We start from the raw sequence: 11,719 nt of genomic DNA, 5'->3' as shown, positions 1-11,719 counted from the left end.
GTGTAATGAGCTTGAAATATAGTTTCGCATTCGGTTTCACTTGCGACAAGCTACCTAAGTCAGCCGTGATAACTTGTCCGATTTTCGGATAGCCGCCAGCCGTTTGTCTATCCGCCATTAAAATAATGGGCTTGCCGTTAGGAGGGAGTTGAATCGTACCAAACGTTACACCTTCTGATAGCATTTCAATTTTCTCCGTTAACGAAAGTGCCTGTCCTTCGAGTCGCAAGCCCATTCGGTTGGATTGCGGTGTGACGACATACGGTTCGCGTACAAGTCGTTGTTTACTCGCATCGTCAAAGTGCTTATATTCAGTGCCTTCGATGATTCGAATCGTTTGTGTCGATGCCAGACTGATTAACGGATGGTGAGGCACGGTCCAGTCTGGTGTGCCGTCTTGTTCGATCAAAGCAAAGACTTTCTTGTTTGATTTCGTTAACTGACCGAATGAAAGCTCGTCGTTTTGTTGCAAGGCTCTTCCTTTGAATCCGCCTATTCCCGCCACCATATACGTACTTTTACTCTCCATCACTACCGGTATATCAAGCCCACAGGCAATAGCCAAATACGCGCGACAACCTTCAATCGCAAAGCCAAACTTAAGAATAGCACCTTTTTTGACGATAACCGGCCGCCAATTCGCCACCGGTATGCCGTCAATCGTCGTTTGAAGATCTCCGCCCGTAATCGCAATCAACGTATCTTCCTCAAACTGCAACTTCGTTCCGAATAACGTAATTTCCAAAACCCCTTCACGTTCTGCGTTACCTACAAGCAAGTTCGCAATGCGCATCGAATAGATATCCATGGCACCGCTTACAAGAACACCGAATTTTTGTGAACCAGTGCGACCGATATCTTGTACGGTCGTTAAGAGTCCAGCATTCAATACGTTTACTGACATGTCGTCACCTTCTTTTGCTCATCGTACTGTTCTTGTGTCATTGGACAAAACTTAATTTTATCACCCGACTGCAATAAAGACGGGGGAGACATATCAGGAACGAATAGATCCGTTGGTGTGCGTCCGATAATTTGCCAGCCGCCTGGTGTTTCAAGTGGATAGACACCGGTTTGTTTGCCTGCAATTCCAACAGAGCCAGGAGGAATCGATGTCCGTGGCGTTAATTTTCTTGGAGTCGCAATGCGTTCATCTAGGCCGCCGAGAAACGGAAACCCTGGTGCGAAGCCAATCATGTAGACGAGGTATTCAGGTGTCGTATGAATTTCAATGACTTCTTCAATAGACATGCCATGGGTCTCCGCCACAATCTGCAGATCGGGACCGAATTTCCCACCATAGAGAACAGGAATTTCTACTAACCTTCCTTCCGTAACAGGAAGTTCAGATATTTGGGCAGCTAAAGTTTGAATATAATCGGTCACTTTTACAATTGGTGTGCCGTCAATCTGAAATCCGTTCTTTGATTGATAGACCAGATACGGTGAGTAGTAGACCGCCAAACTGTTATAGGCGGGAACCGACTCGATGAATCCGTCAAATGGATATTCGTCTAAAAGATAAGACAAATTTTTTACTTGCTGGTGGATGGAAGGATGAATGCCTTCGCCTAGTTTTATAATGATGGCAGAATCGCCAAGTACTTTTATATCGAGAGATTTCTGATCACTCATCGTAACATCTCCTTCAAATTCCGAAATTCGAAACCGCTATTCTATAAAACGAATCGTAGTTCTATTATAGATTTCTAAACAGAAAATACAAGCTTATTATTCAGTTAATAAAAATACTCACCATATTTCGACAATGGACTATTCAACAAAAGAATTTTATGATAGACTAAGTTTCAAGTTCAAAACCTTGGTTTCGAATTTCGGAACTAGGTAGTTTGCAAACGCTTACTTCCTGTTAGTGATTTGTGCAGTTCGCTACATATTTAAGGGATCATCAGTTGTTAAAAAACAAAGGAGGTCATAGACATGGCAAAAGTAGATTTGAATAGTGATTTAGGAGAAAGCTTTGGTCGCTATACATTAGGGGAACAAAAAGAGATATTGAAATATGTAACCTCTGCCAATATAGCATGCGGATTCCACGCGGGAGATCCTTCCGTGATGCGGGAGACGGTACAGCTTGCGATCGATAACGGAGTACGAATCGGAGCGCATCCAGGATTACCTGATTTAGTAGGATTCGGGCGTAGAGATATGGATATTACTCCTCAAGAAGCGTATGACATGGTGGTTTATCAAATTGGCGCACTGCAAGCCTTCCTCGCTGTACATCAAGAGCCGATGCAGCATGTGAAGCCGCATGGCGCGCTTTATCAGATGGCATCGAGGGATCAAGGAATCGCAGAAGCTATCGCAAAAGCTGTCTATGACGTTTCTCCGTCACTTGTGCTATTTGCGCTTGCAGATAGTGAGTTATCAAAAGCGGGGGAAGCGATTGGACTCGTGACGGCACATGAAGTCTTTGCTGATCGTACGTATCAATCAAATGGTATGTTGACGTCTCGTTCGCAAGACGATGCAATGATTACCGATCAAGAAAAGTCTGCTGAGCAAGTGATCCGAATGGTGAAAGAAGGAAAAGTCCGTTCTCAACAAGGGACGGATGTTGCTCTACGCGCAGACACGATCTGTATTCATGGAGATGGAGCGCATGCAGTCGAGTTCGCAAAATATATTACAGACCGGCTGAACGGTGAAGAGATTACTGTGACGGCTATTGCTGATCGGGAGGATTCTGTATGAAAAATGAGAAGTTAGGACTTGCTCATGAGCTGGAACAGAAAAAAGTAACCCGTGGCGTCTTGCTTGGCGCTGCCTTCCTGATGGCGACTTCGTCTGTTGGACCCGGCTTTTTAACACAGACCACTGTATTTACTGAGCAACTCGCAGCCAGTTTCGGTTTCGTTATTTTAATTTCATTAATTCTAGATGTCTTTGCCCAAATGAATATTTGGCGAGTGATCGCAGTATCTGGCCTACGTGGACAGGAAATTGCCAATAAAGTGTTGCCAGGTCTAGGTTTCGTATTGGCATTCCTCATCGTGGCAGGCGGTCTTGCATTCAATATCGGGAACGTTGCCGGTGCAGGACTCGGACTGAACGCGATGGTTGGAATCGATCCGATTATGGGCGCGGTCATCAGTGCGGTCTTTGCGATTCTTATATTCATGGTAAAAGAAGCAGGTAAAGTAATGGACAAAGTTGTTGCCGTTGCTGGTGTGTTGATGATTATTTTAGTTGTCTTCGTCGCGTTTAAAACCTCTCCACCAATCGGAGAGGCAATCATCAGAACGTTTAACCCTTCTGAAATCAGCTTCTTCGCCATCGTTACATTAGTCGGCGGTACAGTCGGTGGGTACATCACGTTCGCAGGTGGACACCGTTTACTCGACGCGGGGATCAAAGGAATTGATTCCGTTCCACTAGTCACGAGAAGTTCCGTTACAGGTATTGTCGTTACGGGAATCATCCGAGTGGCATTATTCCTAGCAGTACTCGGTATCGTTTCGCAAGGATTGCAAATTGATCCAGACAATCCACCAGCATCTGTCTTCCAGCTTGGCGCAGGGGAACTTGGATTGAGATTATTCGGTGTCATCATGTGGGTGGCGGCGATTACGTCCGTTGTTGGTGCAGCGTATACATCGGTTTCATTCATCCGATCATTCCACCCACTCATTGAAAAATATCACAACTGGATTATTATTTTATTCATCGTTGTATCGACTTCGACATTCGCATTCGTAGGAAAGCCCGTCACGATTCTTTTATTAGTAGGGGCACTGAATGCGTTGATCTTGCCACTCGCACTAGGAACTTTGCTCGTTGCAGCATATAAGAAGAATATTGTCGGTGAATACAAGCATCCGCTATGGCTCACAATTGGCGGTGCGATCGTTGTTGTCGTGATGGGTGTATTAAGTGTGATGACGTTAATCGAACAGATTCCATTGCTGTTTGACTGAATTTTGAGGAGGTCATGTAATGAAAGACTATAGCTCTATGAAGCCACAAGAAATTCGGACACTCATTGGCGAACAGCAAATCACAGGTCAGACGTCAGGTATGGCGAAAGGATTCACACAGGCAAATCTGGTCATATTGAAACAAGAACATGCACTCGATTTCCTGTTGTTCTGCCAGCGAAATCAGAAGTCTTGTCCGATACTCGACGTAACAGGGCCCGGTTCATTCCGTCCGAGTAAACTCGCGAAAGACGCAGATATTCGCAGTGAACTACCAAGTTACCGGATTTATAAAGATGGGGTATTGACTGAAGAAGTACATGACATCACCGATTACTGGGAAGACGACATGGTAGGCTTTTTCCTAGGGTGTAGCTTTACATTCGAATCCCCGCTACTAGCAAGCGGTATTCCCATTCGTCACATCGAAGAAAATCGCAACGTGCCGATGTACAAAACGAACATCACCTGCACACCAGCAGGCATTTTCAAAGGACCCACCGTCGTCAGCATGCGCCCAATGAAAGCACAAGACGCGATACGGGCCATTCAAATCACCACTCGTTTCCCTGACGTACACGGCGCACCGATTCATTTGGGGGATCCAAGCCTAATCGGAATTGATGATATTACTGCTCCCGACTTCGGCGACGCAGTCACAATCAACGAAGATGAAATCCCCGTATTCTGGGCGTGTGGAGTTACACCACAAGCCGTAGCAATGGAGAGTAAACCGTCTATCATGATCACACATTCTCCTGGATGTATGTTTATTAGTGACAAGAAAGATTCAGAGTTAAGTATTCTGTAATATGGTTTAAGACAATAAAAAGTTCTCAACTCGACAAGTAGTCGGTTTGAGAACTTTTTTCTGAATTTATTAATTGAACTAAAGTAGTGAAGAGACACTCAGTTGATTTCCGCTTCAGGTGGCGACTCCCGATGGATCAGCGAGAGCTTAAGACCCTGGACAGGTGCCTTAATTTCTGTAAAGTACACAGAAATACGGCAAAGCGAACCCTTCGCTGTTCGCTTGGCTTAAGCCGAGCCCATGGGAAAGCGTCCGCCTGAAACGGAAATCAACGGTTTTCATGTAGTCACTAGCTCTTGTATTACACCATTTACTGAACCGTATACCCACCATCCAGCACAACAGCCTGCCCAGTAATCCCTTTAGCGCTCTCACCCGAAAGATACAACGCTAAATCCGCCACTTCCTTCACATCCAGCAAACGCTTCTGCGGCACCAAAGGATAAATAACATCCTCCAAAACAGACTCCAACGGCACACCACGAACTTCAGCTAAGTCCTCAAACTGATTGCGCACAAGCGGAGTGTCCACATAACCAGGACAGATCGCGTTCACTGTAATGCCGTCAGCTGCCGTCTCCAGCGCAGCGACTTTCGTCAAACCAATCACACCATGCTTAGAAGAATTATACGCAGCCTTACCCGCAAAACCAACCAACCCGTTGATCGATGCCATATTCAAAATCCGGCCGAATTGCTGTTTCTTCATATGCGGTAATACAAGCTTCGTTGCGACGAACGGAGCTGTGAGCATCACTTTCACCATCAACTCGAACTTTGCTGTCGGGAAATCTTCTAGATTCGAGACATGCTGCAGTCCTGCGTTGTTAATGAGAATATCGATTCTACCAAACTGAGAAATCGCTTCATCAATCACGGACTGGATATCTTCCTCATTCGTTACGTCACATTTTAACCCGATCGCGCTGCCACCTAACGTGACAGCTGCATCTTTTACTTTTTCTTCATTCAAATCTGTCAATACAACGATTGCGCCCGCTTCTGAGAAGGCTTTTGATATTTCGAATCCTATACCTTGCGCTGCGCCTGTGATGAGCAATACTTTGTCTTTTACCATATTAATTTCCTCCTTGAACGATTAAATACCGAAACCTAGTGAGAATAAGACAATCGCGATGATGACACCGATGACCGGCACAATGACGGTGACCGCTGCCATGGCACCATACGCCGCACGATGTGTTTCGCCCGCAATAGACTGGATCGTCGTGACGACATAGCCGTTATGTGGCAATGAATCAAGAGCACCGGATGAAATCGCAACCACGCGGTGAAGTGCTTCCGGATCGACGCCCATATCCATATAATGGGGTGCGAGTAGTGGGAGAGCGATAGCCTGACCGCCTGAAGCGGAACCTGTCATACCTGCGATCACGGATACGGCAATTGCTGCACCGATTAAAGGTGATCCCGGGATATTCGTCATGATAGCTACTGCGTCCTGGAATGCAGGGACTGCTTTCGCTACGCCACCGAATCCAACGACTGCTGCCGTGTTTCCGATTGCGACCATTGCGCCAAGTGTACCCGCTGAAATGGCTGCTCCGTAGTTCTGTGAATATTTTCTACCTACGAAGTACGTAGAGATGATTCCGCCTAGTAATGCTAGGATCAAAGCGGATTGTGCTAGTTTATCATGGAATATGAATGAAATGATTAATACAATAGCGAGTGGAACCATGGAAAGAAATGGATTTGGCAATGAACGCGTCGTATCAAATGTAGGATCGGATGAACGATCCACGAAACGTTCGCCTTTATTGACTGCCTTCGTGATGATTCGTTTCAGCCACCAGTAACCGAACAGTGCCATGAATAATGCAACGACGAGACTGACTTCCCATCCAGCGTATGCATTCGTTCCTAAGAACTCGATCGGAATCCAGTTCTGAATCTCTGGGGACCCCGCGGACGTCATCGTAAACGTCACCGATCCAAGTCCGAGTGTCGCTGGAATGAAACGTCTCGGTAGATCCGCTTGCTTGAATAATGAAATAGCCATCGGATACACGGAGAACGCTACTACGAACAAGCTCACTCCGCCATACGTGAGAATCGCACACGCCATGACAATCGCAAGCACTGCGAACTTCATACCGAGCTTTTCAACGAACCATTTCGCCACAGCATCTGCTGCGCCGCTGTCTTCCATTACTTTACCGAAGATCGCACCGAGTAGGAACATCAAGTACCAAGACATGATGAAACTCGTGAATCCCGTCATATAACTCGTGACGAAGTTGTCCTCGCCTTCACCTGCTAATTGAGGAAATAACGTCATGCCGCTCATTAACGCTACAAATAATGCCGAAATCGGTCCTGCGATTAATATATTGACTCCTCTCATCGTCAAGACAATGAGTAAAGCCAAACCTCCAATAAGTCCAATCATCCCTAATATACCCATCCGTCTACCTCCATATAATAGAATATTTTTGTAACGTACCTGTGAATATTTGTCTAAAATGTTACAGATAAAGCGCTTTCATTTATTAAAGCAGATAATAAAAGAACATGCAAACCGCTTAAATACGCGGTTTACATGTTCTTTGTACATAAAAATTCCGGAATAACGGAATATATCTAATAGAATGATAAGGTTTAAGTTCGGAATTCAGGAATTCTTTCCGGAAAACCGGAAAGTAGTTCAAATATCATATTTTTTTAATTTCTCGTAAAATGTGGTTTTGCTGATTCCGAGTATAAGAGCGGCTTCTTTTTTATTTGGAAATTGAGCTAACGTATCGAGTAGAATCGTTCGCTCGACTTCTTCGAGTGATTCAGCAAGTGTCCGTGAACTAGGGGCGTACTGAACCTTCCGTTGTTTGACTTGTGGTGGCAAGGCGTCGGGTGTAATCACGTCCCCGCTCGTTAAATAAACGGCAGCTTGAATAACGTTTTGCAATTCTCGTATATTGCCTGGCCAATGGTACGTGTTCAAATACGTAAGGGTCTCTTTCGAAAACTCCATACTTCTTTTGCCGGTTTGACCGATCGTCTTATGGAATATGAAGCTAATGATTTCCGCAAAGTCTTCCATGCGCTCTCGTAGTGGCGGTACGTTCAATGTAATGGCTTGTATGCGATAGTACAGATCGGTGCGGAATTGATTGGCTTCGATGAGCTCCGTTAACGGCTGGCTACTTGAAGCGATCACTCGTACATTGACCGATTCCACTTGATGAGAGTTCGGTGATTCCACGACCCCGTCATTCAATAAGCGAAGCAACTTCACTTGAACAGGCAAGGGGAGACTGCCGATATCATCTAAAAACAATGTCCCTTTGTCCGCTAGTTGAATACGTCCTTTTCGTCCGCTACGATCTCCTTTGCCAAATAGTTCGGTTTCCAATAGATTGGGGGGGATGGCGGCACAGTTTACCGTAATCAATGGATGATCGGATCGGTTGGATAATTGATGGATGCTGTGCGCGAATAATGTTTTGCCTGTTCCGCTTTCGCCTTGAATTAAAACGGGCAGGTCACTCGGAGCAATCATATGAATCGTATCTTTAATGGACAGAATAGCGGCAGAAGACCCCTTGATATCGGTCATTTGATACGTGCTTTCTTCCATAGCCGGAGCACCCATATTGATTTTCTCCAACGTTTGTTTGACATGTGAACTTAGATGATGCCAGTCATGGAGGTCACGGAATACGACGCTTCCGAATGCACCGACCACTTTATTGTCTACTCGAATGGGAATACGATTTGCCAGCATATACGTCCCTTTGATGTAATGAGGGGATGCAATATGCTCTTCTCCAGTCTTCACCACTTCGTGCATACGGGTATTTTCGATCACTTCATTTACAGGGCGACCGATCGTATCTTTCTGTTCGATATGAAGAAACTTGCAATAATCTTGGTTCATATATAGAATCCGTGCATCTTGGTCCACCACGACGAACCATTGAAACGCATTCTCTAATATTTGATTCAATACATATTCCGGAAGATTCGTTATTAAGCGATCCATAGTGATCCACCTTCTTGTCCGTAAGTTTTATTTGAATATTGGTTATGTTAATGAAGTCCTAAAAATTTACATAAAACGAATGTGTTCTACAATGTTTCCTAATTATCTACAATAAAATCAGAATAATGGAAAACCATAGTAGACGGAAACGTTGTAGTACTATATACTAGTCGATAAGACAGGTACTTTGTATTCAATAGCCCATGTAAACGCTTACCTTCATGAAAAAATGAATGAATGCAGGTCAATAACTGAAGCACTATTTATTGGCCTGTTTTTTGTGCGTACTCGTATTTGTCTGAAAGGAGGTGAAAAATAGTGTGTCACCTAGTGGAAACAGAAAACCCCCGAGTGCTTATGTCATGCCAGACACACTCGAGGATCAACAGCTGGTGTTATACCAACCTAGTGTTAGTATACCCCTTAATTCCACTAATCGAAAGGTATTTATATAAAAGAGGGGGATAATGGGAAATGGATGAGGAAACAAAGTCAATAATTACACCCGGCACGAGTCTGGTTTACCCGTATTATAATGATGAGGGAAAGTTATGTGCGGTGTTGCTGAAAGACAGTGATTTTATTTTAGTAGATTCTAGTCCGACGTCAGTAGTGGACTTGAGTATGCAGTATTTTGGGACAAGTTTGCGTGGCGGCATTGAAGGCGGCAAAGCATTGATGGGGAGAATCCATATGACGCCTGTGATGGTCAGTGAGAGTTTGGATATGTATTGGTTTCCGAGTCATTCCCCGTCAAGTAATGATTGTGTATGGTTTTCGCTATCACATGTCTTGACGTTCTTGCCGATCGACAAAACCCACACGAAAGTGATATTCCGCGATGGCAATGTGTTTACGGTGAACTGTAGTTATTCGTCGTTTCAGAGCAGGTATCAGCGGACGTGTATGTTGAAAAATGGTTTGGTAGCAAGGTTCACGCAAATGGCGTTCGATGTGAAGAAAGGGCATAAGACGTTCTTGATTCGTAAGAAACATCAGCGTGGGAATTATGAGATTACGGATGAGTAAATAGTGTGATACATAGCGTTCCTCTTCGGAGGAACGCTTTTTCTATGTGCGAATTTATTGAAATGTTTACTGTTTTTCTTGGTGGGGTGGTATACTCAAGGTAATTATGAATGGTTTCGTGAGGTTGTTTATGAGTGGTCAGGAGGGGAACGATATGTTGTTTGATTTTTTGAAGCCGAAGTGTGAATATTGCAAGAAGCGGACTTCTGTTTATCAGGGGTATTATTTGCCGAATGATAAGAAGATTAAGGTGTGTTCGTCTTGTGCGCGTTTTGCGCAGCGTCGTGGGTTTGAGAAGTGGAAGGGGTAAGAAGCCGTTGAACGACGTTCCAGGCGGACGCTTTCCCATGGGCCCGCGGTGAGCCAACCAAGTCGCAAGCTCCTTTTGGTTGTCTCACCTGTCGGGCTGATCCATCGGGAGTCGCCGCCTTCCACTTACGTTCAACTAGTGTTGTCTTTCAACTTTTATTTTGTAGGGATTTATAAGACCTAAGATCAAGAGCTGAAAATATAAAAGCAAGAGCTATCCTGTTGGGACTGCTCTTGCTTATTTTTATTTAACTTCTAGTCAGATGTTTTTTTAGTCGTTTCAGTATACGCTCCCTTCGTTTTTTGATTCCTGGGACGGAGAGGCCGAAGTGGGTGGCGCATTCGGCTTGGGTTTTGTTTTCTACGTATAGTTTGATTAGTAGCCCACGTTCTTCTTTTGTGAGCGCAGTGATGGCTTCGTGTAGTTGGCTGTTCGGGTCTTCGGCAAAGTCGCATTGCGCTAGGTGTTCGAGTGTCTCGGTTTCTACTGATGTGTTGACTTCGCTGAATCGGTTTTCCTTTTTCAAGTCGTCTAACATCGCGCCATAGATGGAGCGGTAGGCGAAGGGGGTAAAGTTTCCTTTGGTTGCGTCAAAGCGTGACCATGCCTGGAACAGAGCAAAGCGTCCGGTTTGGCGGAAGCTGTCATAGTCACGGTAGATATTTAGTTTTCGTATAACGGCTGAAATCATTGGTTCGTACTGTTGCATCACTTCTTCAAAATTTTCATTCCTCTGGTTCTCCATAAAGCGACCTCTTCAGGTCGTGCACGACACTTTGTATTCCCTGGGTATCTACATAATAGAAAGTTAGGCACAGGAATACGAATCGGCATTTCGTCGTTTTGCTTAGGGAAAAGACATGCTTTTGCGCTAGGGAAAGTAAGTAGTTTGCTTAGATGGTTTTGGTAGAAGGAATGTATTTTTTAGAAGTGAAAGTGAAAAGTTGTGGCATATTTGGAGCCGTTGATTTCCGATCCAGGCGGACGCGTTCGGAAGGGCCCGCGGTGAGCCAACCAGCTCGCAAGCTCCCTTTGGTTGTCTCACCTGATCGGGCTGATCCTTCCCGAGTCGCCGCCTTCCTCTCCAATCAACTTTGTGTTTCTTTGAAAACGTGTGATTGACTTATGTGGAAGGGAAAGTAGACTAGGTTTATAACTATAATTATTGTATAACTTGAACTTGATCTTAAGAAGACTTACTTATTCATACCACAACACCCAGTTGATTTTCGTTTTAGGCGGCGACTCCCGCGGGAATAGCATGAGCCTTGAGACCCCGCAGGTAGCGAAGCGGACGAGGAGACTCAAGCCATGCCCGCAGGAAAGCGTCCGCCTAAAACGGAAATCAACGTTCCAATGACGTCTCAACGTTAAAAAAAGGACCCGTCTAGTGACGGATCCTCCTGCCTATTACACCTTAAATTGCTCAATAACCTCTGATAACTTCTCGCTCAGCTCCGTCAACGTCTCCGCCGCCTCTGTCACTGACTGAATCGCACGTAACTGCTCTTCCGAAGACGCGCTAACTTCCTCACATGCCGCTGCCGTCTCTTGCGACGTAGCCGACATCGTTTGAATCGTCATCGCCACCTCATCTTTATGCGTCGCGACCAATCGAATTTCAT

The 11,719-nt window shown here is 45.0% G+C and carries 10 protein-coding genes and 1 pseudogene; 4 read left to right on the top strand and 7 right to left on the bottom strand.

Annotated elements, in window-relative coordinates; genetic code table 11:
• On the bottom strand, window positions 1-904 hold a 904-nt coding region (locus Q7P97_RS14990), incomplete at its 3' end, for a 5-oxoprolinase subunit C family protein (RefSeq protein WP_303970325.1).
• The gene (gene pxpB, locus Q7P97_RS14985; protein ID WP_303970323.1) at window positions 895-1,635 is read right to left on the bottom strand and encodes a 5-oxoprolinase subunit PxpB; all 741 of its coding nucleotides are present in this window, start codon (window positions 1,633-1,635) and stop codon (window positions 895-897) included. The genes Q7P97_RS14990 and pxpB, both read right to left, overlap by 10 nt.
• Before the next feature lie 306 nt (window positions 1,636-1,941).
• Between pxpB and Q7P97_RS14980 the strand changes: the two genes are divergently transcribed.
• The 3 genes from Q7P97_RS14980 to Q7P97_RS14970 are packed head-to-tail and all read left to right on the top strand — an operon-like array spanning window position 1,942 to window position 4,752.
• On the top strand, window positions 1,942-2,718 hold the full coding sequence (locus tag Q7P97_RS14980; RefSeq protein WP_303970321.1) for a LamB/YcsF family protein: 777 nt from the start codon (window positions 1,942-1,944) through the stop codon (window positions 2,716-2,718).
• Complete coding sequence (locus Q7P97_RS14975) at window positions 2,715-3,941, top strand: NRAMP family divalent metal transporter (RefSeq protein WP_303970320.1); 1,227 nt, start codon at window positions 2,715-2,717, stop codon at window positions 3,939-3,941. Before Q7P97_RS14980 ends, Q7P97_RS14975 begins: the two co-directional genes overlap by 4 nt.
• Window positions 3,942-3,960: 19 nt before the next feature.
• Window positions 3,961-4,752, top strand: coding sequence for a putative hydro-lyase (locus Q7P97_RS14970; RefSeq protein WP_303970318.1), 792 nt, complete (start codon window positions 3,961-3,963; stop codon window positions 4,750-4,752).
• Between the two features lie 310 nt (window positions 4,753-5,062).
• Here the strand turns inward: Q7P97_RS14970 and Q7P97_RS14965 are convergent, their stop codons facing one another.
• The 3 genes from Q7P97_RS14965 to Q7P97_RS14955 form a co-directional block, all read right to left on the bottom strand.
• The gene (locus tag Q7P97_RS14965) at window positions 5,063-5,830 is read right to left on the bottom strand and encodes a 3-hydroxybutyrate dehydrogenase (protein WP_303970316.1); all 768 of its coding nucleotides are present in this window, start codon (window positions 5,828-5,830) and stop codon (window positions 5,063-5,065) included.
• Window positions 5,831-5,851: 21 nt separating this feature from the next.
• Complete coding sequence (locus tag Q7P97_RS14960) at window positions 5,852-7,174, bottom strand: GntP family permease (RefSeq protein WP_303970327.1); 1,323 nt, start codon at window positions 7,172-7,174, stop codon at window positions 5,852-5,854.
• Window positions 7,175-7,420: 246 nt separating this feature from the next.
• Window positions 7,421-8,755, bottom strand: a complete 1,335-nt coding sequence (locus Q7P97_RS14955; RefSeq protein ID WP_303970315.1) for a sigma-54 interaction domain-containing protein — start codon at window positions 8,753-8,755, stop codon at window positions 7,421-7,423.
• A gap of 474 nt (window positions 8,756-9,229) precedes the next feature.
• Between Q7P97_RS14955 and Q7P97_RS14950 the strand changes: the two genes are divergently transcribed.
• Window positions 9,230-9,784 carry a competence protein ComK gene (locus tag Q7P97_RS14950; protein WP_303970313.1) on the top strand — a complete coding sequence of 185 codons (555 nt, stop codon included), beginning with the start codon at window positions 9,230-9,232 and terminating at the stop codon, window positions 9,782-9,784.
• 557 nt (window positions 9,785-10,341) lie between these two features.
• Here the strand turns inward: Q7P97_RS14950 and Q7P97_RS14945 are convergent.
• Both Q7P97_RS14945 and Q7P97_RS14940 read right to left on the bottom strand, forming a co-directional pair.
• A complete protein-coding gene (locus Q7P97_RS14945; protein ID WP_303970311.1) occupies window positions 10,342-10,839 on the bottom strand; it encodes a sigma-70 family RNA polymerase sigma factor in 498 nt (165 codons plus the stop codon).
• A 665-nt stretch (window positions 10,840-11,504) separates the two neighbouring features.
• Window positions 11,505-11,719: pseudogene (locus tag Q7P97_RS14940) on the bottom strand (methyl-accepting chemotaxis protein); the annotation flags it as partial.

This window comes from Sporosarcina ureae (assembly GCF_029267015.1).
Taxonomy (GTDB): Bacteria; Bacillota; Bacilli; order Bacillales_A; family Planococcaceae; genus Sporosarcina; species Sporosarcina ureae_D.
Note: the sequence above shows the minus strand (reverse complement) of the source record. Positions and strands in the feature narration are given on the sequence as shown.

Coding starts and splice junctions, on each gene's coding strand:
- Q7P97_RS14950 (WP_303970313.1), top strand. CDS start 9,230: ATGGATGAGGAAACAAAGTCAATAATTACACCCGGCACGAGTCTGGTT.
- pxpB (WP_303970323.1), bottom strand. CDS start 1,635: ATGAGTGATCAGAAATCTCTCGATATAAAAGTACTTGGCGATTCTGCC.
- Q7P97_RS14975 (WP_303970320.1), top strand. CDS start 2,715: ATGAAAAATGAGAAGTTAGGACTTGCTCATGAGCTGGAACAGAAAAAA.
- Q7P97_RS14970 (WP_303970318.1), top strand. CDS start 3,961: ATGAAAGACTATAGCTCTATGAAGCCACAAGAAATTCGGACACTCATT.
- Q7P97_RS14955 (WP_303970315.1), bottom strand. CDS start 8,755: ATGGATCGCTTAATAACGAATCTTCCGGAATATGTATTGAATCAAATA.
- Q7P97_RS14945 (WP_303970311.1), bottom strand. CDS start 10,839: ATGGAGAACCAGAGGAATGAAAATTTTGAAGAAGTGATGCAACAGTAC.
- Q7P97_RS14965 (WP_303970316.1), bottom strand. CDS start 5,830: ATGGTAAAAGACAAAGTATTGCTCATCACAGGCGCAGCGCAAGGTATA.
- Q7P97_RS14980 (WP_303970321.1), top strand. CDS start 1,942: ATGGCAAAAGTAGATTTGAATAGTGATTTAGGAGAAAGCTTTGGTCGC.